15 protein-coding genes and 3 rRNA genes are annotated in these 23621 nt (G+C 71.7%); all 18 read right to left on the bottom strand.

The features are described from left to right. Positions 1-110 precede the first annotated feature (110 nt). The 18 genes from murJ to HKK73_RS08460 all read right to left on the bottom strand — a co-directional run bounded on the left by murJ (position 111) and on the right by HKK73_RS08460 (position 23545). Entirely contained in the window at positions 111-1838 is a 1728-nt protein-coding gene (gene murJ / locus HKK73_RS08545) for a murein biosynthesis integral membrane protein MurJ (protein WP_253705858.1), read from the bottom strand. Beyond that, entirely contained in the window at positions 1835-2674 is an 840-nt protein-coding gene (locus tag HKK73_RS08540) for a hypothetical protein (protein ID WP_085388058.1), read from the bottom strand. Before HKK73_RS08540 ends, murJ begins: the two co-directional genes overlap by 4 nt. A 1-nt stretch (position 2675) precedes the next feature. Next, positions 2676-3770: a copper transporter gene (locus tag HKK73_RS08535; RefSeq protein ID WP_171467813.1), complete on the bottom strand. Its 1095-nt coding sequence runs from the start codon at positions 3768-3770 to the stop codon at positions 2676-2678. A 124-nt stretch (positions 3771-3894) separates the two neighbouring features. Beyond that, a complete protein-coding gene (steA, locus tag HKK73_RS08530) occupies positions 3895-5082 on the bottom strand; it encodes a putative cytokinetic ring protein SteA (protein WP_021482582.1) in 1188 nt (395 codons plus the stop codon). Positions 5083-5088: 6 nt separating this feature from the next. Then, the gene (recN, locus tag HKK73_RS08525; RefSeq protein ID WP_043658037.1) at positions 5089-6819 is read right to left on the bottom strand and encodes a DNA repair protein RecN; all 1731 of its coding nucleotides are present in this window, start codon (positions 6817-6819) and stop codon (positions 5089-5091) included. 2 nt (positions 6820-6821) lie between these two features. Continuing rightward, complete coding sequence (locus tag HKK73_RS08520) at positions 6822-7823, bottom strand: NAD kinase (protein ID WP_034650767.1); 1002 nt, start codon at positions 7821-7823, stop codon at positions 6822-6824. Next, positions 7820-8887 (bottom strand): TlyA family RNA methyltransferase, encoded by a 1068-nt coding sequence (locus tag HKK73_RS08515; RefSeq protein WP_371810607.1) that lies wholly within the window; start codon positions 8885-8887, stop codon positions 7820-7822. The genes HKK73_RS08520 and HKK73_RS08515 overlap by 4 nt, the downstream gene beginning before the upstream one ends. Positions 8888-8889: 2 nt before the next feature. After that, positions 8890-9093 carry a hypothetical protein gene (locus HKK73_RS08510; protein WP_086150273.1) on the bottom strand — a complete coding sequence of 68 codons (204 nt, stop codon included), beginning with the start codon at positions 9091-9093 and terminating at the stop codon, positions 8890-8892. A 147-nt stretch (positions 9094-9240) separates the two neighbouring features. Then, positions 9241-10263: an HAD-IIA family hydrolase gene (locus HKK73_RS08505; RefSeq protein ID WP_171467812.1), complete on the bottom strand. Its 1023-nt coding sequence runs from the start codon at positions 10261-10263 to the stop codon at positions 9241-9243. Continuing rightward, positions 10260-11063 (bottom strand): hypothetical protein, encoded by an 804-nt coding sequence (locus HKK73_RS08500; protein ID WP_253705856.1) that lies wholly within the window; start codon positions 11061-11063, stop codon positions 10260-10262. The genes HKK73_RS08505 and HKK73_RS08500 overlap by 4 nt, the downstream gene beginning before the upstream one ends. A gap of 960 nt (positions 11064-12023) precedes the next feature. Continuing rightward, a 5S ribosomal RNA gene (gene rrf, locus HKK73_RS08495) occupies positions 12024-12140 on the bottom strand. Between the two features lie 94 nt (positions 12141-12234). Continuing rightward, positions 12235-15342 (bottom strand): 23S ribosomal RNA (locus tag HKK73_RS08490). A gap of 469 nt (positions 15343-15811) precedes the next feature. After that, positions 15812-17333: ribosomal RNA gene (locus tag HKK73_RS08485) — 16S ribosomal RNA — on the bottom strand. The 16S, 23S and 5S rRNA genes sit together here, the layout of an rRNA operon. A 614-nt stretch (positions 17334-17947) precedes the next feature. Beyond that, on the bottom strand, positions 17948-19207 hold the full coding sequence (tyrS, locus tag HKK73_RS08480; protein WP_171467811.1) for a tyrosine--tRNA ligase: 1260 nt from the start codon (positions 19205-19207) through the stop codon (positions 17948-17950). Between the two features lie 155 nt (positions 19208-19362). Continuing rightward, positions 19363-20082, bottom strand: a complete 720-nt coding sequence (locus tag HKK73_RS08475; protein ID WP_144722864.1) for a DNA-3-methyladenine glycosylase — start codon at positions 20080-20082, stop codon at positions 19363-19365. A 61-nt stretch (positions 20083-20143) separates the two neighbouring features. Continuing rightward, complete coding sequence (locus tag HKK73_RS08470; RefSeq protein WP_137280356.1) at positions 20144-20818, bottom strand: uridine kinase; 675 nt, start codon at positions 20816-20818, stop codon at positions 20144-20146. 46 nt (positions 20819-20864) lie between these two features. Next, positions 20865-22319, bottom strand: a complete 1455-nt coding sequence (argH, locus tag HKK73_RS08465; RefSeq protein WP_171467810.1) for an argininosuccinate lyase — start codon at positions 22317-22319, stop codon at positions 20865-20867. Then, the gene (locus HKK73_RS08460) at positions 22316-23545 is read right to left on the bottom strand and encodes an argininosuccinate synthase (protein WP_043655541.1); all 1230 of its coding nucleotides are present in this window, start codon (positions 23543-23545) and stop codon (positions 22316-22318) included. The genes argH and HKK73_RS08460 overlap by 4 nt, the downstream gene beginning before the upstream one ends. Between the last annotated feature and the right edge of the window lie 76 nt (positions 23546-23621).

The following is a 23621-nucleotide window of genomic DNA, read 5'->3' as shown; positions in this document are numbered from 1 at the left end:
CGACGGCACGCGGACCCGAGGGTCGGTCCGCTCACACCGGGCGGCACGGCGAGGTCCCCCTCGCCTCGACGCGCGACCCGGCGCGCGTCCGGGCGCGCGTCACGGGCGCGTCACCTCGGCGACGTGTCGCCGGGTGCCTTCGTCGTGGGTTCGTCCCCCGCAGGCGCGTCCGTCGTGGGCCCGACGGCGTCGCCCGCCCCGGGAGCGGCCGGGTCGCCGGTGCTCGGCGTCCCGCGCCGCAGGACGCCCAGGAGGGCCGCGCGGTCGCCGACGAGCGAGACGCCGACCACGACCACGCCCGCGACCAGGGCCGCGAGGGCGCCGACGCCGACGGCGGGCAGCCAGCCCGCGTCGTCGGGCAGCAGGACGCTCGACAGCGCCGAGCCCGCGAGCGCGCCCAGCGCCACGCCGACCGCGACGACGACGAGCGTGCGCGGGACGCCGCGCGTCGCGTCCGGGCCGGCGTGGCGCCGCGTCGCGAGGAGCAGCCCCGCGCCCGCGACCGACATCCCGACCGCGGTCGCGAGGCCGAGCTGCAGGAGCACCCCGGCCTGGTCGCGGGCGCCCGTGAGGGCGGGGAGCACGTAGGCGGCCGCCGCGACGACGAGCCAGCCCGCGGCGGTCACGACGACCGCGATCCGCTGGCGGTCGATCGTGTACAGCGCGCGCGACAGGTGCAGGATCAGCGAGAACCCGACGATGCCCACCGCCATCGCGGCGACCGCTCCACCGAGCCCGTCGACCGAGCCCGTCGCGATGCGGGCGAAGACCGCCTCGACGGCCGCCGACGCGGCGATCAGGGCCGCGACGCCGAGCCCCGCCACGACGAGCAGCGTGCGCGTCGTGGTCGCGAGCAGGCGCCGGTAGGCGTCGTGCCGGGCGTGCGCGACGTGCTCCGCGAGGCGCGGGAACGTGCTCGTCGCGAGCGGGAACGCCAGCACCGCGTACGGGAGCAGGTAGACCTGCTGGGCGTACCAGTACGTCGGGAAGGTCTGCTCCGGTCCGAACCGGTAGGCGGCGCCCATGATCGCGAGCACCGAGAGCTGCTGCGCGACGAGCGCCCCCACGCCCGCGAACGCGAGGTTGCGCGCCCGGACCGCCTCGCCGCCCGGGAAGCGCAGCGTGGGCCGCAGGCGGACGCCCAGCCGGTGCACGGGGAGCACGAGGGGCAGCGCGAGGACGGCGACGCCCGCCGTCGTGCCCCAGCCGAGCCACGCGATGGCCTGGCCCGACAACGCGGCGACGTCCTTCTGGTCGCCCCCCGCCAGACCCGCGAACACGAGGAAGACGACGATGACCGCGAGGCTCGACAGGAGCGGCGAGAACGCCTGCCAGAAGAACCGCTTGTGCGCCTGGAGGATGCTCCCGAGCACGACCGCGAGCCCGTAGAGCGGCACCTGGAGGGCGAACACACGCACGAAGGTCGCCGTGACGTCGACGAGCTCGGGATGCTTCGGCAGCATGAGGAGGGACGCGATCGGCTCCGCGAGGAGCGCGAGCAGCGCCCCGAGCGGGACGAGCACGACGAGCGTCCACCCGAGCAGCGCCGAGGCGATGCGCGAGACCTCGGTGCCCGCGCGCCGGGCGATGGGCCCGGCGAGGAGCGGGACCACCGAACCGGCGAGCGCACCGCCCGCGGCGACCTCGAACAGCACGTTCGGCAGGAGGTTCGCCGCCGTGAACGCCGACCCGACGCCCTCGGTGCCGACGGCGAAGGACTGCACGAGCGACCTTGCGAACCCGACGAGGCGGCTCGCGATCGTCACGAGCGTGATCATCGCGGCGGCGCCCGCCAGGGTGCCCGTGGCGGCGCGCAGCCGCCCCGCCCCCGCGCTCACGCCGGGCGCCGGCCCCACGCGTCCACGCGCCGCAGCGCGTCGTTGCCCTCGATGACCTTCGAGAAGCTCACCTTCTCGCTCGCGAGGGTGAGCCCCACGACGCCCGCCAGAGCGAGCCAGCGCACCGGGCGAGGCGCGGTGAACGCGACCTGGGAGCCCAGCGCGGCACCGAGCGCGTTCGCGCCGCAGTCGCCGAGCATGTCGCGCTCGCCGAGGTCCCCCGGGGCCGCGGCGACGGCGGCACCCAGGACGGCCCCCGTCGTCGGCGCGGCGGCGGTGCCGAGGTACGGGAGCGACGCCGCGCCGGCGGCCTTGAGGGCGCGCCCCGGCCGCAGGTCGAGGAGGTTGAGCAGGTTCGCGGTGCCGGCCATGAGCGCGCCGTTCACGCCCACGTCCACGAGGTGCCCGAAGGCACCGCCCGTGCGTCGCGTGCCGATCGCCGCCGCGACGAGCGAGACGCCGCTGATCCCGAGGATCTTCAGCGCACCCGTCGTGACCCGACCCTGCGCGAGCGCGCCGAGGTGGCCGCGCAGACCCTTGGTGCGGCTCGTCGTGTCCTCCGCGAGGTCGTCGACGAGGCCGAACGTGCCCGCGCTCGCCGTCGCGAGGGCGACCGCCGCGCGCGTGCGGGCGTCGCCTCCCGCCGCGAGCGTGCCGGCGACGAGGCCGGCGGCCACGGCCGGACCCTCGAGCAGGCTGATCGGCTCGCCCCGGTGGTTGGTCCGGGTCCATCGCTCCGCGCCCCCGGGCGCACGCGACCCGGCCGTGCGGCGTGCCGCGGCCGTCACCGTCGCGGCGACGCCGGCGGCCGCGAGCGTGCGCAGCGCGCGCCCCACGTCAGCCCTCCCCCGCGCCGTCGCCGGCCTGCTCGACGTCGGCCCCGTCACCGGCCGGTTCGCCCGTGGTGTCGCCCGCCGCGGCGTCCTGCGCGCCGGCGGGGGACGCCGTCGTGCGCGTCACCGGCGGGAGCTCGACCGCGGGCGGGAGGACGGCCGTCGCGCTCTCCTCGAACCCGAACTGCCCCACCTGGTCCGCGAGCCGCGCGGCGAGCGCGAGCGGGACGTTGATCCGGCCCGGCTCGGCCTCGATGCCGCTGACGGTCGAGACGGTCGAGGAAAGGTCCTCGTTCGCGCGGATCGTCGAGACGATGTCGCCCGAGACCGCCGTCGGGCCGGCGACCAGCGCGGCTCCGGCGACCTCCTGCGCGGCGACGGCCACCTGGACCTCGATGTCGACCGCGTAGGTGTCGGGTGCGGGCGGCTCCTCACCCTCCGCGGCGGGGGTGGCCGGCGAGGGCGCGGAGCCCCCGAGCAGCAGGACCACGTCCGCGGGCAGCGTCTGCTCGGAGACCACGTCGACGAGCGCGAAGCGCTCGAGCAGCGCCTCGAGCTCGAGCGCCTCGGGGCTGCGCTCCTCCGTGCTCGACGGCGCCGCCCCCGTGAGCGACAGCGCGAGCGCGCGCGACAGCCGCTGCTCGGGGGTCGCGTCCTGCGGGACGTCGCCCAGCTTGTCGCCGAGACCCTCGGCCACCGTCTGCCGCGCGCTCTCCTCGTCCTGGCTCGTCCACGAGTCCGTGAGGCGCACGTGCCCGACGACGGACGCACCCGCCGTCTCGAGCTGCGCGGTCACCGCGTCGTCGCGCTCGTCGTCCGCCCCGTCCAGGTCGACGACGGCCACGCGACGGTCCTGGAGGGAGCCCGCGACGAGCTGCGGGCCCGCGGCCTCGATGTACCGTGCGTCGTCGCCGAGCGTCACGTTCGCCTGGTCGAGCTGGTCGCGCAGCTCGTTGCGCTCGGTGCGCAGCTGCTCCACCTGCCCGGTGAGCTGGTCGCCGATCGCGCCCTGGAGCGGGCCCGCGCCGAGGATGATCCCCACGGCGAGCGCCAGGAAGACCGAGATCAACGAGACGATGTGGTACCTGAAGTCGATCACTGTGCGGTGGTGTCCTTCGGTTCGAGCTGCTGCGTGCTGGCAAGGGTCAGGGTCGGCGCTGGCCGCCGGAGGGCACGGGCCGCAGGCACGTGCGCGGGCCGTCGACCACGACGGCCCGGCGGGATCAGCCGCCGCCCGAGAAGAGCGTCCCGATCCACGACCAGAGGTCGTCGAACCGGGCGCCCACGATCCCGAAGAACGTCTGGCCCGCCGCCGTCGACCACAGCGCCGCGACGACGGCGAGGAGCCCGGCGATCGACAGGAGCCAGAGCTGGAGGTTGGAGATCCGGTGCCGGTACAGGCGCGACACGCCCTTGGCGTCGACGAGCTTGCCGCCGACCCGGAGCCGGGTGAGGAACGTGCTCGCCATGCCCGCACGACCCTTGTCGAGGAACTCGACGAGCGTCGCGTGCGTGCCGACGGCGACGATGACCTCGGCGCCCTTGTCGTCGGCGAGGAGCATCGCGATGTCCTCGCTCGTGCCGGTCGCCGGGAAGACGACGGGCTCGACGCCGAGCTCCTGCACGCGCTCGAGGCCGGGCGCCTTGCCGTCGCGGTAGGCGTGCACGACGATCTCCGCGCCGCTGCTCAGCGCGCGGTCGGAGACCGAGTCCATGTCGCCGACGATCATGTCGGGCTTCCACCCCGCGTCGAGGATCGCGTCCGCGCCGCCGTCCACGCCGATGAGCACCGGGCGGTACTCGGTGATGTAGGGGCGCAGCGTCGCGAGGTCCTCGCGGTAGTGGTAGCCGCGCACGACGATGAGGACCTGACGCCCCTCGATGGACGTACGGATGTCCGGGACGCCGACGCCGTCGAGCAGGAGGTCCCGCTCGCGGCGCAGGTAGTTCATCGTGTTCTCGGCGAACGACTCGATCTCGACCGAGAGGTTGGCGCGCGCCTCCTCGAGGCTGCGCGCGACCGTCTCCTCGCTCTGCAGCACGCCCTCGGCGACGAGGTCGTCGCCCAGGTAGACCTTGCCGCCGTCGAGCCGCACCACGCGTCCCTCGGGGATCGCCATGATCGCGGGGCCGAGGTCGTCGACGAGCACGATGCCGGCCTCGACGAGGACGTCGGGGCCGAGGTTCGGGTAACGGCCCGAGACCGACTTGGCCGCGTTGAGCACGGCGGACGGCTTCGCGGCGACGAGCGCGTCGGCGGCGACCCGGTCGATGTCGACGTGGTCGATCACCGCGACGTCGCCCGGGTTGAGTCGCTTCGTGAGCGCCTTCGTGCGCGCGTCGACCTTGGCCGGGCCGAGCGTGCCGGACCCGGCCTCCGGCAGGGAGGCTTTGCGCAGAGTGAGTCTCATCGTGCCCTATCGTCCCACGACCGACGACTCCAGAAGCTCCACCGCGTGGCGGCGGGCCGCGTCGGAGTCCTCCTGGCCCGAGAGCATCCGCGCGAGCTCGCGGACGCGCTCCTCCCCCGTGACCTCGCGCACACCGGTGACCGTGACCGCGGTCGACGGGTCGCCCTCGCCCGACGCCTTCGTGACGACGAGCTGCACGTCCGCGAACGCCGCGACCTGCGCGAGGTGGGTGACGACGACGACCTGGGTGCGCCGCGCGAGCGACGCGAGCCGGCGCCCCACCTCCACGGCCGCCTTGCCCCCGACCCCGGCGTCGACCTCGTCGAACACGAACGTGGGCAGCACCTGGCCGGTGCCGTCGACGGCGGCCGTCGCGAGCGCGACCTCGATCGCGAGCATGACGCGCGACAGCTCGCCGCCCGACGCCCCCTTGCCCAGCGGGCGGGCGGGAGCGCCCGCGTGCGCGACGAGCGAGAACGTCACCGCGTCGACGCCCCACGGGCCGGGCTCCTCTGCCCGCTCGACGTCCACGACGAGGCTCGCCCCGCCCATCGCGAGCCCGCGCAGCTCGTCGGTCACGGCCGCGGCGAGCTCGGCGGCGGCCCGCTCGCGCGAGGCCGTGATCGCCGTGCCGAGCCGGTCCAGCTCCGCGTCGAGCTCGTCGCGGCGCGCCGTCGCGGCCTGGAGCCGCTCGCCGCCGTCGTCCAGGTCCAGGAGCCGCAGCCCCGCGTCGCTCGCCCAGGCGAGGACGTCGTCGACCGTCTCCCCGTAGCTGCGCGTGAGCGTCCCCAGCTCGGCGAGGCGCGCGTGCGCGGACTCGAGACCCGCCGGGTCCGCGGCTAGGTCCTCGACGTAGCCCGAGATCTCCGTGGCCACGTCGGCCAGCACGTACCCCACCTCGGCGAGCCGCTCGGCGAGGCGGGCGAGCGCGGGGTCCGTCCCGGCCACCGACTCGAGCGCGCGGCGCGCGCGGTCGACCGACACGACGGCGTTCTCCTGCGGCTCCGCGGCCTCGTCGCCCGCGACGGCGTCGTGCGCGAGCTGCGCGGCGACCCGGAGCTCCTCGACGTTCCCGAGCCGCGCGACGAGCGCGGTGAGCTCGACGTCCTCGCCCGGCTGGGGCGCGACCCGCTCGACCTCGGCGAGCCCGAGGCGCAGCAGCTCCGCCTCGCGGGCGCGCTCACCGGCGCGCGTCTCGATGTCGTCGATCTGCGCCTGCAGCGCCGACCGCTCGGCCCACGCCTCGCGGTACTGCCCGAGGAGCTCGGCGTGCTGCGGCCCGGCGAACGCGTCGAGCGCTGTGCGCTGTCTGCTCGCGGTGCGCAGCCGGAGCTGGTCCGACTGGCCGTGCACCGTGACGAGGTCGTCGGCGATCTCGGCGAGGACACCCTGCGGGACGCTGCGCCCGCCGAGGTGCGCGCGCGAGCGGCCCTCCGCGGCGACCGTGCGCAGGATGACGACCGAGCCGTCGTCGTCGACCTGCCCGCCCGCGTCGTCGACGCGCTGCGCGACCGCCGGGCGGTCCGCGACGCGCACCCGGCCCTCCACGACGGCGCTCGCCGCGCCCGGGCGCACCGTCGCCGGGTCCGCCTTGCCGCCCATGAGCAGGCCGAGGCCGGTGAGGACCATCGTCTTGCCGGCACCCGTCTCGCCCGTGATCACCGTCAGCCCGGCGCCGACCGGGACGCGCGCCGACCGGATGACCCCGAGGTTCTCGATCGCGATCTCCTCGAGCACGCTCACTCCTCCTCGTCCGTGGTGCCCCCGTCGCCCGGGAGCCTGGCCGTCTCGCCCGCGCCGCCCGGAGCGGCGGCGGCGCGCTCCGCGGTGGTGCCCGCCGTCGCGGCGACGCTCGCCGCGCGCTCGCGCCACCCGACCACCGGCAGCGAGAACTTCGACACCAGCCGGTCCGTGAACGGCGCCGTGCTCAGGCGCGCGAGGCGCAGCGGCGTGTCGGAGCGCCGCACCTCGACGCGCGAGCCGTTCGGCAGGTCGATGCGGCGGCGGCCGTCGCACGTGAGGACGCCCGACGACGCCGAGTCCGGCAGGACGTCGACCGTGATCGTCGAGCGGGGACCGACGACGAGCGGGCGCGCGAACAGCGCGTGCGCCGCGAGCGGCACGACGAGCACCGCGTCGACCTCGGGCCACATCACGGGCCCGCCGGCCGAGAACGCGTGCGCCGTCGACCCCGTCGCGGTGGCGGTGATGACGCCGTCGCACCCGAACGACGAGAGCGGGCGGCCGTCGACGCCGAGCACGACCTCGATCATGCGTTCGCGCTGCGCCTTCTCCACCGTCGCCTCGTTGAGGGCCCAGCCGACGAGCGGCTCCGGCTCTCCCGGCAGGTAGGCACGGACCTCGACGATCGTGCGCTCCTCGACCGTGTAGTCGAACGCCGCGAGGCGGCCGACCGCGGCGCGCAGGTCCTCGCGCTCGCTCTCCGCGAGGAACCCGACGTGGCCCAGGTTCACGCCCAGGAGCGGCACGCCCGTGCCGTGGGTGAGCTCCGCGGCCCGCAGGATGGTGCCGTCGCCGCCGAGCACGATGACGACCTCGGACTCCGCGACGCCCTCGCGCGCCCGCGTGCGCGCCATGTGGTCACCGAACGACTCCGCGAGGTCGTCGTCGTGCAGCGTCACCTCGAATCCGGCGCGCTCGAGCTCGCTCACCGCCTCGTGCAGCGCGACGACCGCCTCCGGGCGGCCGCCGTGGGTGACGATCAGGACGCGTCGCGTCACGCTGCTCCTCCGGTCAGGGGTCGGTCGGTGGTCTCGGTCGCACCCGGTGCGGCGTGCGGTGCCGGTGGCGGGACGGCCCCGGCGGGAGGTCGGGCGGACAGCTCGGCGGGCGGCTCGGCGGACAGCTCGACGGACGCAGCCACGGCGCGGGCGACCGCGACGACCGGGGGCGGGCCGCCGTCAGGCCCCGGCTGCCAGGCGACGGCCTGCGCCGCGGCGCCCTCGAGCGCCTCGTCCTCGAACGCCGCGCCGTCGGCCCGGCCCGGGTCGCCCGCGCGCAGCCACCAGAAGTACTCGCGGTTGCCGCTCGGACCAGGGAGCGGGCTCGGCACGACGGCGAGCGGCCGCAGGCCGACCAGCGCGGCGTGCCGCGCGACCGCGGCGACGACCTCGACGTGCAGCGCCGGGTCGCGCACGACCCCGCCGCTGCCGAGGCGCTCCCGGCCGACCTCGAACTGGGGCTTCACGAGCAGCAGGAGGTCCGTCCCGGGCCCGACGACGCCGGCCACCGCGGGCAGGACCATCGCCAGCGAGATGAACGAGAGGTCGCCGACCACGACGTCGGGCACGACCCCCACGTGCTCGGGCGACAGGTCGCGCACGTTGAGCCCCTCGTGCACGACGACGCGCGGGTCGGCGCGCAGCGCGGGCACGAGCTGGTCGTGGCCCACGTCGACCGCGACGACCTCGCGCGCGCCGCGCCGCAGCAGCACGTCGGTGAAACCCCCGGTCGACGCGCCGAGGTCGAGGCACCGCGCGCCGGCGACGACCGGGCCCCGGGGCAGCGGCCCAGCCTCCGCCGAGCCCTCGCCCGCGGCCGCGTCCAGCGCGTCGAGGACGCCCGCGAGCTTGAACGCGGCCCGGGACGCGTAGCCCGGGTCGTGGGGGTCGGGGGCCACCTCGACGACGTCCTCCGGGCCGACGCCGGTCGACGGCTTGGTCAGCACCGTCCCGGCACGCGTCACCCGGCCCGCCGCGACGAGCTCGGCCGCGTGCCGACGCGACCGCGCGAGCCCGCGCCGGACGAGCTCGCCGTCCAGCCGGGCGCCGTCCCGCTCCCCCACGCTCAGTCCTCCGCGCGGGCCAGCTCGGCGACCAGCGCGTCGTGCACGGCCTCCAGCACCCCCACGTGGTCGGTGGTCGCGAGGCCGTCCAGCTCGGCGAGACGGGCGAGCACGGGCTCGAGCGACCCCTCGGCGTCGCCGGCGCCCGGGTCGGCCGCGCGGCCCGGAGGCGGACCGGGCACGGGTCGCTGCGGACCGTCCGACATGTCCTGCCTCCTGTCTGGTCGCTCGTCGCCCGGGGTCGCCCCGGGACCGCGGACCACGCTACCGGTAGCGTCCCACGGACGACCGTGCGCGGTGCCGGAAGCGCGCCGCGCGCCGCGCGTCGCCGCCGTGGTCCGCCCCGCGTGCCGTCAGTGCGTCCCCACCGGGAGGTCGGGGACGCTCGCCGGGTCGACGGGCAGGCCCTCGTCGACCGCCGCCCAGGCGGCCGACGCCGCGGCCCGCACCGTGTCGATCGTCGCCGCGCCACGCACGTCCAGCCGGAGCACGCCGTCGTCGACGCGCGCCGCGGTGTCACCGCACGTCCACCAGCCCTCGGCGCCGCGCTCGGGCGCGGGGTGCGGCTCCAGGAGGCTGCGCAGGTCCGCGCCCAGGTAGTGCGGCCGCAGCCCGGGCTCCGCGAGGATCGCGTCCCGCGCGGTGCTCACGCCCGTGAGCACGTGCAGACCGGGGTAGCCCCCGGCACGCGCTCCGGCGAGGTCGGTGTCCAGGCGGTCGCCGACGACGAGCGGCGCCCGCGCGCCCGCCCGGTCGATCGCGAGGCCGTACATCGTGGGCGACGGCTTGCCCGCGCTGTCGGGCGTCACGCCCGTGGCGGCCCGCACCGCCCCGACGAGCGCCCCGTTGCCCGGCGCGAACCCGCGGGCCGTCGGGAGGGACAGGTCGAGGTTGCTCGCCACGTGCCACGCACCGCGCTGGACGGCGTAGGCGGCCTCGGCGAGCTGGGTCCAGCCGAGCTCGGGCGCGAACCCCTGCGCGACGGCGTCCGGCTCGTCGTCCGCGCTCGCCACGACGACGAAGCCCGCCTCGCGCACCGCCGTCAGCAGACCCGCGCCACCGACGACGAGGACGCGCGCACCCGGCTCGAGCCGGGTCCGCAGGAGGGCCGCTGCGGCCTGCGCCGCGGTCATCACCTCGTCCGGCGTGGTCGGGATGTCGAGACCGGTGAGCTGCTCCGCGACCGACTCGGGCTCGCGGGACGCGTTGTTCGTCACGAAGACGAGCCGCATCCCGCACCCCCGCGCGGCCGTGAGCCCCTCGGACGCGTGCTCGATCGGTTCGTGCCCGCGGTACGCGACCCCGTCGAGGTCGACGAGCGCGAGGTCGTAGCGGTCCGCGAGGGCGACGTCGCTCGCGAGCAGGCCCGCGCTCACCGGTCGCCCCCGTCCGTCTCGCCCTCGTCCGTCTCGCGCTCGTCCGAGCCGGACGTCGCCGGCCCGGCCTCGTCCGCGTCGGGAGCACCGCCGGGCTCGGCGGTCGTGGCGTCGGGCTCTTCCGAGCCGTCCGCGTCCTCGTCCGCCTCCTCGAGCTCCTCGCTCAGGTCGTAGACGACGACGTCCTCGTCCTCCTCGCCGAGCGCGGCCGCCAGCAGGCGCGCGTCGATGCCGGCGAGGATCTCGGCGGCCTCCTCCGTGCGGCCGGCGAGCTCCAGGACGGACGCGCGCGCCTGGAGCACGCGGGCGCCGAGCTCGCCGCCGTGGCCGACCGGCGGCACGTTGTCGAGCGCCGCGAGCGCGGCGTCGAGCTCGCCGAGATCGACGCGCGCGCCGCTCACGACGATCGCCAGCTCGGTCCGGCCGACGTCGTCCAAGGTCGCGGCCTCGTCCGACGACGCGAGGGCGAGCGCGCGCTCCGGCCGCCCCAGGCCGCGCTCGCAGTCGGCCATGATCGGCAGGTGCTCCGAGGACCCGTTGAGACGGCGCACCGTGCGCAGCTCACGCAGCGCTTCGGCGTACCGTCCGGTCCGGTAGGCGGTCAGGCCCGCGGCCTCGCGCGCCACGTCGACGCGACCCGCACGACGCACCGCGGCCTGCGCGTGCTCGTACGCGAGCTCCGGGTCGGTGTCGATGAGGCGGCCCGCCATGACGAGGTGACGCCCGACGACCTCCGCGGTGTCCTTGCTCAGCGTCCGGAGCCTGCCGCGCGCCGCGCGGTCGAGCTGGGAGATCTGCACGTCCTCGGGCAGGTCCGGGCCGGCAGGGTGCCGGGGCTCGGGACGGCGGTCGAAGCCCTCGCGGTCGCGACCCGCCCCGGCGCGCGGGGCGTGACCCCGGCGCTCACCGCCGGGACGGTCACCGCCGCGGCGATCGTCGCGCGGTCCCCCCGGTCCCCGGCGCCCGCCCGCGGAGTCGCGGTCGAAGCGACCCCGACCCTCGTCGCCACCCCGTGCCGGACGGTCCGCACCGTCACGCCACGGGCGCGACCCGCTGTCACCGTCGCGAGGACGAGAGCGGTCGTCACAGCCTGCGCCGTACTCCCGCCGGGGACCACGCGACGCGTCGCCACGCTCGCCCCAGGCACCCCGACGCTCGGAGCGGTCGCCGCTCCGGGCGTCACCGGTGCCGCGAGGCCCGTCGCGACGGTCGCGGTCCGGGCGTCCGCCGGTACCGCGGCTCGCCCCGTCCCGCGCGGGCCGGTCACCGCCCGGGCGGCCACGGTCGTCGTCGCGCCGACCGCGGTATCCGCCCTCGCCCCGGCCCCGCTGGTCCCCGGCGCCTCGGCCCGCTCCCCGGGCGGGCCCGCCACGGCGGTCGCCCTGCCGGCCACGTCCCTCACGGGGAGGATCCTGCCGGCCGTCACGGTCGCGGCGACCGCCGCGGTCGTCGCCCACGGACGGACGATCCGGCTCGGGCTCACGGGGGGTGTCGTTCACCGGGGTTCCCTCTCGTTCTGAAGTTTGCGCAGGCCATCCTCCCACGACGGGACGACGAGGCTCCTGCCGTGCCACCGGCGACCCGCTGACGATGCGGCAACCCGGCGTCCCTCAGGGCAGCGGATGCGCGGTGGCGTCCGGTCCGGTCGGCGGCTCTCGCACGCGCTCTGCACGGCGTGCTGCGGCACCAGCGAGTCGGCGTGCTGGGCGCGGAAATGCCGAAGGCCCACCCCGTGTGGGGTGGGCCTTCGGTGAAGGGTTGTCCGGCGGCGTCCTACTCTCCCACCCCGTCTCCAGGGCAGTACCATCGGCGCTGAAGGGCTTAGCTTCCGGGTTCGGTATGGGACCGGGCGTTTCCCCTTCGCTGTGACCGCCGTAACTCTGTTGAACCTCCTCGACACCGGGGCACCCCGTGTGGGGTGTGGTGTTGGTGGTTCGGGAACCGCACAGTGGACGCGTAGCAAAGTGTTTGGTGTTGAAGTTGTCGGCTGATTAGTACCGGTCAGCTGCACGGGTCTTTCGTCCCCGCTTCCACGTCCGGCCTATCGACCCAGTGTTCTGCTGGGTGCCTCTCACCCCGTAGGGTATGGAAACCTCATCTTGAAGCAGGCTTCCCGCTTAGATGCTTTCAGCGGTTATCCCTTCCGAACGTAGCCAACCAGCGGTGCTCCTGGCGGAACAACTGGCACACCAGAGGTTCGTCCGTCCCGGTCCTCTCGTACTAGGGACAGCCCTTCTCAAGTTTCCTGCGCGCGCAGCGGATAGGGACCGAACTGTCTCACGACGTTCTAAACCCAGCTCGCGTACCGCTTTAATGGGCGAACAGCCCAACCCTTGGGACCTACTCCAGCCCCAGGATGCGACGAGCCGACATCGAGGTGCCAAACCATGCCGTCGATATGGACTCTTGGGCAAGATCAGCCTGTTATCCCCGGGGTACCTTTTATCCGTTGAGCGACGGCGCTTCCACAAGCCACCGCCGGATCACTAGTTCCGACTTTCGTCCCTGCTCGACCTGTCAGTCTCACAGTCAAGCTCCCTTGTGCACTTGCACTCGACACCTGATTGCCAACCAGGCTGAGGGAACCTTTGAGCGCCTCCGTTACATTTTAGGAGGCAACCGCCCCAGTTAAACTACCCACCAGGCACTGTCCCTGGTCCGGATCACGGACCGAGGTTAGACATCCGAAGCGGCCAGAGTGGTATTTCAACGTTGACTCCACCCGCACTGGCGTACGGGCTTCACAGTCTCCCACCTATCCTACACAAGCCGCACCGAACACCAATACCAAGCTATAGTAAAGGTCCCGGGGTCTTTCCGTCCTGCTGCGCGTAACGAGCATCTTTACTCGTAGTGCAATTTCGCCGAGTTCGCGGTTGAGACAGCGGAGAAGTCGTTACGCCATTCGTGCAGGTCGGAACTTACCCGACAAGGAATTTCGCTACCTTAGGATGGTTATAGTTACCACCGCCGTTTACTGGGGCTTAAATTCTGAGCTTCACCCCGAAGGGTTGACCCGTCCTCTTAACCTTCCAGCACCGGGCAGGCGTCAGTCCGTATACATCGTCTTGCGACTTCGCACGGACCTGTGTTTTTAGTAAACAGTCGCTTCTCCCTGGTCTCTGCGGCCGTCCACGCTCCCACCGCGAGGGTGTTCACGCTTCGGGCCCCCCTTCTCCCGAAGTTACGGGGGCATTTTGCCGAGTTCCTTAACCACGATTCTCTCGATCGCCTTAGTATTCTCTACCTGACCACCTGAGTCGGTTTGGGGTACGGGCGGCTAGAACCTCGCGCCGAGGCTTTTCTTGGCAGCATAGGATCACCCAGTTCGCGCTTGTGCGCTCACCGTCAGCTCTCAACCTTCATGTCGGGCGGATTTGCCTACCCGACGGCCTACAGCCTTGGACGTGGTCTACCATCGCCACGCCGGGCTACCTTCCTGCGTCACCCCTGTTAATACGCTTACCTACTACCGGATTGGGTCCCGCGCGCCCCTGCCCGGTGACCCCGAAGGGTCGATGGGCAGGTTTGGGCGGTCAGCATCACCGGGCTCGGTATGGGCGGTTCTTCGCCGGTAGGAGAATATCAACTCCTTGTCCATCGACTACGCCTGTCGGCCTCGCCTTAGGTCCCGACTTACCCAGGGCGGATTAACCTGGCCCTGGAACCCTTGGTCATTCGGCGGACGGGTTTCTCACCCGTCTTTCGCTACTCATGCCTGCATTCTCACTCGTGTGGGCTCCACCGCTGGGTTCCCCCGCGGCTTCACCGCCCACACGACGCTCCCCTACCCACCTGCGCCTCTGGACCACGAAGGCCTGAGTTGAGCGCAGATGCCACGGCTTCGGCGGTGTACTTGAGCCCCGCTACATTGTCGGCGCGGAATCACTTGACCAGTGAGCTATTACGCACTCTTTCAAGGGTGGCTGCTTCTAAGCCAACCTCCTGGTTGTCTGTGCAACTCCACATCCTTTCCCACTTAGCACACGCTTAGGGGCCTTAGCCGGTGGTCTGGGCTGTTTCCCTCTCGACTACGGAGCTTATCCCCCGCAGTCTCACTGCCACGCTTTCACTTACCGGCATTCGGAGTTTGGCTGACGTCAGTAACCTTGTAGGGCCCATCGGCCATCCAGTAGCTCTACCTCCGGCAAGAAACACGTGACGCTGCACCTAAATGCATTTCGGGGAGAACCAGCTATCACGAAGTTTGATTGGCCTTTCACCCCTAACCACAGGTCATCCCCCAGGTTTTCAACCCTGGTGGGTTCGGTCCTCCACGCGGTCTTACCCGCGCTTCAACCTGCCCATGGCTAGATCACTTCGCTTCGGGTCTAGACCCAGCGACTATGGGCGCCCTGTTCGGACTCGCTTTCGCTACGGCTTCCCCACACGGGTTAACCTCGCCACTGAGCACTAACTCGCAGGCTCATTCTTCAAAAGGCACGCTGTCACCCCAGCCAAGGAGGCTCCAACGGATTGTAGGCACACGGTTTCAGGTACTATTTCACTCCCCTCCCGGGGTACTTTTCACCTTTCCCTCACGGTACTGGTCCGCTATCGGTCACTAGGTAGTATTTAGGCTTAGCAAGTGGTCTTGCCAGATTCACACGAGATTTCTCGGGCCCCGTGCTACTTGGGATCCCCTTCGGGAGGCCGCACCATTTCGTCTACCGGACTCGCACCGTCTGTGGTCCGCCTTTCAATGCGGTTCGACTATGACACGGCTTTCTTACTCCCCGGTGGACTGTCAGATCCACCAGAAGGGTCCCACAACCCCGAACACGCAACGCCTGACAGCTTGAACACGCGCCCGGTTTGGCCTCATCCGCTTTCGCTCGCCACTACTCACGGAATATCTCTTCCTGTCGGTACTGAGATGTTTCACTTCCCGACGTTCCCTCCACACACCCTATATATTCAGGTGCGGGTCACACGACATGACTCGTGCGGGGTTCCCCCATTCGGAAACCCTCGGATCACAGCTCGTTTGCCAGCTCCCCGAGGCTTATCGCAGGCTACCACGTCCTTCTTCGGCTCCTAGTGCCAAGGCATCCACCCTGTGCCCTTAAAAACTTCAACAAAAACAACAAAACTGCAGAGAACCAAGAACCACACCCCCAAAAGGGTGCGTCTTGATCTTTACAAAGATGCTCGCGTCCACTGTGCAGTTCTCAAACAACCAACGACCCCGACCCCACCAGACCCGCCTACCCCAGCCACACCCTCATACAGGAGCGCAGACGAAGCGGTTCGTGGTCCAAGGACCGGCCCGTACCAGGCACCCCACCAACCGGTGGCCGGTGACCTGAGGACCCAACAGTGTGCTCGACAAGCCCCCCAGTCCCACCCGCGATGTTCCACCACCACCCACACGCACCCCGAGAGGATCGTGCGAGCCGGCAGGTACTGACACCAGCAAGACCAAGAAGACTCTTTCGTCAATGTTCCACCCATGAGCAACCACCCACCACACGGACGGCGATGGCGTGGCACCTGAACCACCCACCCACCAGCAAACACCAGCGGACGAGGGTTGGTAGCTCCTTAGAAAGGAGGTGATCCAGCCGCACCTTCCGGTACGGCTACCTTGTTACGACTTAGTCCCAATCGCCAGTCCCACCTTCGACCACTCCCCCCGCGAACGGTTGGGCCATGGGCTTCGGGTGTTACCGACTTTCGTGACTTGACGGGCGGTGTGTACAAGGCCCGGGAACGTATTCACCGCAGCGTTGCTGATCTGCGATTACTAGCGACTCCGACTTCATGGGGTCGAGTTGCAGACCCCAATCCGAACTGAGACCGGCTTTTTGGGATTCGCTCCACCTTACGGTATCGCAGCCCTTTGTACCGGCCATTGTAGCATGCGTGAAGCCCAAGACATAAGGGGCATGATGATTTGACGTCATCCCCACCTTCCTCCGAGTTGACCCCGGCAGTCTCCCATGAGTCCCCGGCATAACCCGCTGGCAACATGGGACGAGGGTTGCGCTCGTTGCGGGACTTAACCCAACATCTCACGACACGAGCTGACGACAACCATGCACCACCTGTGCACGAGTGTCCAAAGAGACCACCATCTCTGGTGGCTTCTCGTGCATGTCAAGCCTTGGTAAGGTTCTTCGCGTTGCATCGAATTAATCCGCATGCTCCGCCGCTTGTGCGGGCCCCCGTCAATTCCTTTGAGTTTTAGCCTTGCGGCCGTACTCCCCAGGCGGGGCACTTAATGCGTTTGCTGCGGCACGGAACTCGTGGAATGAGCCCCACACCTAGTGCCCAACGTTTACGGCATGGACTACCAGGGTATCTAATCCTGTTCGCTCCCCATGCTTTCGCTCCTCAGCGTCAGTTGCGGCCCAGAGACCTGCCTTCGCCATCGGTGTTCCTCCTGATATCTGCGCATTCCACCGCTACACCAGGAATTCCAGTCTCCCCTACCGCACTCTAGTCTGCCCGTACCCGATGCAAGCTCGAGGTTGAGCCTCGAGTTTTCACACCAGACGCGACAAACCGCCTACGAGCTCTTTACGCCCAATAATTCCGGACAACGCTTGCGCCCTACGTATTACCGCGGCTGCTGGCACGTAGTTAGCCGGCGCTTCTTCTGCAGGTACCGTCACTTGCGCTTCTTCCCTGCTGAAAGAGGTTTACAACCCGAAGGCCTTCATCCCTCACGCGGCGTCGCTGCATCAGGCTTTCGCCCATTGTGCAATATTCCCCACTGCTGCCTCCCGTAGGAGTCTGGGCCGTGTCTCAGTCCCAGTGTGGCCGGTCGCCCTCTCAGGCCGGCTACCCGTCGTCGCCTTGGTAGGCCATCACCCCACCAACAAGCTGATAGGCCGCGAGCCCATCCCTGACCGAAAAACTTTCCAACCACCCCCATGCGAGGACGGCTCATATCCGGTATTAGCCCCGGTTTCCCGGGGTTATCCCGAAGTCAAGGGCAGGTTACTCACGTGTTACTCACCCGTTCGCCACTAATCCGCCCAGCAAGCTGGGCATCATCGTTCGACTTGCATGTGTTAAGCACGCCGCCAGCGTTCGTCCTGAGCCAGGATCAAACTCTCCGTAAATGAACAACGCCCACCACCAGGACAAAACCCGGCAGTGAACAATCCATACGAAGCGAACCCCAACAGGGTTCACAAAACTGGCATCAACACGAAAGATGACATCATCTTCCGAAATCAACCAAAGGAATCCCAGACACAACCAACCCAACCACCCGACGGGCAACCAGGCCAGCCATGCCACAGGGACAAAAAATTTGGCATTGACTAACAAGCACACTGTTGAGTTCTCAAACAACCGACACACACCAACTCAGCACCACCCGACCGGGCAGAACCTCGCTTGGGGCAACTTCTCTAATCTACCAGATCCTCGGTGTCCCTTCCAACTCGGCGTTCCGAGCTCGGAGGGCCGGTCGTGGAGCCAGCAGCCTCGAACATCCTCAGGGCGCGCGAAGCACCCTGTCGATCTTCGAGGGGACCGCCCGGGGGACCAGCCACCGTCTCGGATGATCGAGACCCGGTGTCCGTTCCTCCCTGCCGGGCGAACGTCGAGAACACTACACGCGCTCCGCGGGAGTGCCAAATCCGCTCCGTGCCGCCCTCGCGGGACCCGACGCAGGAGGGGCCGGCACCGCTCGACGCGGCCCGGCCCCTCCTGTCCCTCGCCCTCCGGATCAGCCGGCGACGGCGACCCCGAGGGTCTTCTTGCCCCGGCGCAGCAGCGCGAACCGTCCGTGCAGCAGGTCGTCGGCCCCGAGCGTCGTGTCCTCACCGGTGACCTTGACGTTGTTGACGTACGCGCCGCCCTCCGCGACCGCGCGGCGTGCCGCCCCCTTCGACGCGACGAGGCCCGCCGCCACCAGGAGGTCGACGACCGGGTCGCCGACCTGCGCCGTCGCGCGCGGCAGCTCGGCGACCGCCGCCTCGAGCGTGCGCTCGTCGAGGGCGTCGAGCTCGCCACGCCCGAAGAGCGCCTGGCTCGCCGCGATGACCGCGTCGGTCGCCGCCGCCCCGTGCACGAGCGTCGTCACGTCGGCGGCGAGCGTGCGCTGCGCCTCCCGTGCCCCCGGCCGCTCCCGGACCGCGGCCTCGAGCTCCGCGATCTCCTCGCGCGAGCGGAAGGTGAAGATCTTCAGGAACCGCACGACGTCGTCGTCCGCCGCGTTGAGCCAGAACTGGTAGAACGCGTACGGGCTCATCATGTCGGCGTCGAGCCAGACCGCGCCGCCCTCGGTCTTGCCGAACTTCGTGCCGTCGGCCTTCGTGATGAGCGGCGTCGTCATGACGTGCACCGACGCGCCCTCCGTCCGACGGATGAGGTCGACGCCCGAGAGCAGGTTGCCCCACTGGTCGTTCCCGCCCGTCTGCAGCGTGACCCCGTGGCGCAGGTACAGCTCGTGGAAGTCGATGCCCTGGAGGATCTGGTAGCTGAACTCCGTGAAGCTGATGCCCTCGTCCGAGCTCAGGCGGCGCGCCACCGTGTCCTTGGCGAGCATCGTGCCGAGGCGGTAGTGCTTGCCCACGTCGCGCAGGAAGTCGATCGCCGACATCTCCGAGATCCAGTCGAGGTTGTTGACGACGCGCGCCGCGTTCTCCCCCTCGAAGTCCAGGAAGCGCGAGACCTGGCCGCGCAGACGCTCGGTCCAGTCGGCGACCGTCTCCTTCGAGTTGAGCACCCGCTCCCCCGACTGGCGCGGGTCGCCGATCATGCCCGTCGCGCCGCCCACGAGCGCGATCGGCCGGTGGCCGGCGAGCTGGAGGTGGCGCAGCAGGAGGAGCTGGACCAGGTGGCCGTGGTGCAGGCTCGGCGCCGTCGGGTCGAAGCCGCAGTAATAGGTGATCGGGCCCTCGGCCAGCGCGGCGCGCAGCGCGGCCTCGTCGGTGGACTGCGCCACCAGGCCTCGCCATTGCAGCTCGTCGAGAACGTCGCTCACTTCTGCTCCTTCGTCGAGTGCCCGCCGTGCGGGCACGAGGGTGCGGCCCCGTCCGGGCCGCGGGTCCTAGTCTGCCGTGCCGGACGCCGTCGCCCGGCCACCGCCCACCTCGCGGGCGGCGCCGGACCGTGGTGCCGCGGGTCGACGGCCCCGGCTCAGCGGGAGCGCGCGCTCACGCGGCGGTAGGCGGACACCGTCGGGTCCCCGGCGAGCCAGTAGCGCCAGGGGAACAGCTCGCCGTCCCCGCCGTCGCCCGACACGCCCACGCGCGGTCCCGTGGCGATCGGCGGCCGGTGCAGCCCGTCCGTCGCCCGGTGCAGCACGAGCTCGCCGGCCGGGTCCGTCAGCTCCGCGCCGTAGTGGCGCAGGTCGAGGTCGAGCGCGACCGCGAGGCGCGCCGGGCCGCGCGCGATCTGACGGTCCGAGTCGCACCGGCCCGCGGCCACCCGGCGAGACCGGGCGAGCCCGACGCCGTCGGTCACCTCCCCGGCCCTCAGCAGGACGGCGGACGCGCGGCCCACCGGCCCGCACACGACGTTGACGCAGTGGTGCAGACCCAGGTGGCGGTAGACGTAGAGGCGGCCCGGCTCGCCGAACATGGCGCGGTTGCGCTCCGTGCGCCCGCGGAACGCGTGGGAGCCCGGGTCGCGCTCGCCGTCGTACGCCTCGACCTCGGTGATCCGCAGCGTGACGTCGCCCGCGGCGCTGCGCCGCGTGAGCAGGGCACCCAGGAGGTCGCGCGCGACCTCGTGCACGTCGCGCGCGTACCAGCCGCGCGCCGGGGCGTCCCACGGCCCGACGACGCGCGCGCCCCCGGCCCCGATCGTCCCCGTCGGCGCGTCCGCCGCAGCGTCCGTCGCAGTGCTCGTCACCATGTCTGCCGCACTGTCCGTCCAGGCCTCCGCCGGCATGCCACCACCTCCCGTCCCGGGCAATCTACGCCTCGCCGCCCACGCCCGTGCGGGGCGCGATCGGGTCCGGGCCGGGCGCCGTCCGCCCGGTGCGCACGAGCCGACCCCACCCGTCGAGGACGACGTCCGCGCGCTCGCGCGTGGCGTTGCGGCGGTAGTGCTCGCGCTCCGCGACCATCCATGCGAGCCAGTGGTCACGCTGGTCCTCGCCGTCCCGGTCGAGGCCGCGCCGGAGCCGGACGTCGTCCGGCGCCTCCACCCACACGCGCAGCGCCGCGACCTCGTCGGCCGCGCGCCGCCCCGCCCCGCAGCCCTCGACCACGAGGTACGGCGCGGCCGGGACGTCGTGCCACTCGGCGAAGCGGTCGAGGTGCCAGTCGTACCGGCGGTACCGCCCGGCCCGGCCCGCGGCGAGCGGCGTCAGCACCCACGCGTGGAGCCGTGCCCAGGCGGGCTCGAGCCCGCGCCAGCCCTCGTAGAGGTCGTCCATGTGGAGCACCTGGGCGGGCAGCGCGGCCTCGAGCTGGGCGGCGAGCGTCGTCTTGCCCGAGCCCGCGGGCCCGTCCACCACGACGAGGCGCGTGCCCGACGCCGTCCACTCCCCCGCGGCGACCGCGCCCGGGCCGGGCGGGCCGAGGCGCGGGACGGCGTCGCGCACCCGGCGGACGAGCTCGGCGAGGACGTCCGGACCGACGCTCACACCCGCACCGCCGGGCACGCCTGCCGCACCGCGAGCCGGGGCACCGTCAGTCCTGGGCCCAGAAGCGGTACTCGGCCGAGCGCTCCTTCGCGGCCTCGAGCTGCTCGGCGACCCGCACCGGGGCGGTGCCGCCCACGGCGTCGCGCGACGCGAGCGAGCCCTCCACGCTCAGCACGTCGCGCACACCCGGCGTGAGGTGCTCGGAGATCGACGCGAGGTCGTCGTCCGAGAGGTCCCACAGCTCGATGCCGCGCTCCTCGCACGCGCGCACGCACGCGCCCGCGACCTCGTGCGCGACGCGGAACGGCACGCCCTCGCGCACGAGCCACTCGGCGACGTCCGTCGCGAGCGAGAACCCCTGCGGCGCGAGCGACGCCATGCGGTCGGTGTCGAACTCGAGGGTCGCGACCATGCCGGAGAACGCGGGCAGGAGCACCTCGAGCGTGTCGACCTGGTCGAACACCGGCTCCTTGTCCTCCTGGAGGTCGCGGTTGTACGCGAGCGGCAGGCCCTTGAGCGTCGCGAGCAGGCCCGTCAGGTCGCCGATGAGGCGGCCCGCCTTGCCGCGCGCGAGCTCGGCGACGTCGGGGTTCTTCTTCTGCGGCATGATGCTCGACCCCGTGGAGTAGGAGTCGTGCAGGCGCACGAAGCCGAACTCCTTCGTCGCCCAGAGGATGACCTCCTCCGCGAGGCGCGAGAGGTCGACCCCGAGCATCGCGGCGACGAACGCGAACTCCGCGACGACGTCGCGCGACGCGGTGCCGTCGATCGAGTTCTCGACCGGGCCGTCGAACCCGAGCTCCGCAGCGACCGCGGCCGGGTCCAGGCCCAGCGACGAGCCCGCGAGCGCCCCCGACCCGTACGGCGAGCGCGCGGCGCGCACGTCCCAGTCGATGAGCCGGTCGACGTCGCGCAGCAGCGGCCACGCGTGGGCGAGCAGGTGGTGCGCGAGGAGCACCGGCTGGGCGTGCTGGAGGTGCGTGCGGCCGGGCATGGCCGCGCCCGGGTGCGCGGCGGCCTGCTCGATGAGCGCGTCGACGACGTCGAGCACGAGTCGCGCGATCGTGCGCGCCTCGTCGCGCAGGTACATGCGCGTGAGCGTCGCGATCTGGTCGTTGCGCGACCGGCCCGCGCGCAGCTTGCCGCCGAGCTCGGGCCCGGCCCGCTCGATGAGCCCGCGCTCCAGCGCGGTGTGCACGTCCTCGTCGTCGTCGGCCGCGACGAACGCGCCCGACGCGACGTCCTCGCGCAGGCGCTCGAGCGCGGCGAGCATGCCGTCGAGCTCGTCGTCGTCGAGCAGGCCGGCCGCGTGCAGGACCTTCGCGTGGGCCTTCGAGCCCGCGACGTCCTGGCCCGCGAGGCGCCAGTCGAAGTGCGTGGACTTGCTCAGCGCGGCCAGCGCGTCGGCGGGGCCGCCCGCGAACCGGCCGCCCCACAGGCTGACGCGCGCCGTCTCGGTCGGCTCGACGGCGGTGCCGTCCTGGTCGTCGTGCGTGCTCACAGCGCTCCCGTCCCGAGGTCCACACCGTTGCCGAACTTCTCGTCGCGCGCGGCGGCGAGCTTCGCGGTGAGACCGTAGATCTCGATGAATCCCTTGGCCTGCGACTGGTCGAACGAGTCGCCCTCGTCGTACGTCGCGAGGTTGAAGTCGTAGAGGCTCGCGTCCGAGCGCCGGCCCGTGACGGTCGCGCGCCCGCCGTGCAGCACGAGGCGCACGTCGCCGGACACGTAGCGCTGGGTGTCGTCGACGAACACGTCGAGCGAGCGCTTGAGCGGGCTGAACCACATGCCGTCGTAGACGAGCTCGGTCCAGCGCTGCTCGACGCCGCGCTTGAAGCGGGCCTGCTCGCGCTCGAGGGTGACGTTCTCGAGCTCCTGGTGCGCGGCGATGAGGGCGATCGCGCCCGGCGCCTCGTAGACCTCGCGCGACTTGATGCCCACCAGCCGGTCCTCGACGATGTCGATCCGCCCGACGCCCTGGGCGCCCGCGCGGCGGTTCATCTCCTGGATCGCCTGCAGCGGGGTCACCGCGACGCCGTCGAGCGCGACCGGGACGCCCTGCTCGAACGTGACGACGACCTCGTCCGCGACGGGCGGGAACGTGGGGTCGTCGGTGTAGTTGTAGACGTCCTTGGTCGGCGCGTTCCAGATGTCCTCGAGGAAGCCGGTCTCCACCGCGCGCCCCCACACGTTCTGGTCGATCGAGAACGGGTTGTGCTTCGTCGTGGCGATGGGCAGCGCGTGCTTCTCCGCGTACTCGATGGCCTTCTCGCGCGTCAGCGCGAGGTCGCGCACGGGCGCGATCGTCTTGAGCTCGGGCGCGAGGGACGTCGTCGCGACCTCGAAGCGCACCTGGTCGTTGCCCTTGCCCGTGCAGCCGTGCGCGACGGTCGTCGCGCCGAACTGGCGCGCCGCGCGCACGAGGTGCTTGACGATGACCGGGCGCGACAGCGCCGAGACGAGCGGGTACCGGTCGAGGTACAGGGCGTTCGCGCGCAGCGCGGGCATGCAGTACTCCGCCGCGAACTCGTCGCGCGCGTCGGCGACGTACGCCTCGACGGCGCCGCAGTCCAGGGCACGCTGCCGGATGACCTCGAGGTCCTCCCCACCCTGGCCGACGTCGACCGCGACGGCGACGACCTCGGCGCCCGTGGCCTCGGCGATCCAGCCGATGGCCACCGACGTGTCCAGGCCGCCCGAGTAGGCGAGCACGACGCGTTCAGTCATGACGGTCTCTTTCTGTGACGTGCGGGTGGGGTCGGGGTCCAGTCTCGCAGGGCGCTGCGGCCGCGCGGGGCGTGGT

This window comes from Cellulosimicrobium sp. 72-3, from assembly GCF_013127315.1.
Lineage (GTDB): Bacteria > Actinomycetota > Actinomycetes > Actinomycetales > Cellulomonadaceae > Cellulosimicrobium > Cellulosimicrobium funkei.
The sequence above is the reverse complement of the archived record's forward strand: the minus strand, read 5'-3'. Positions and strand labels throughout refer to the sequence as shown.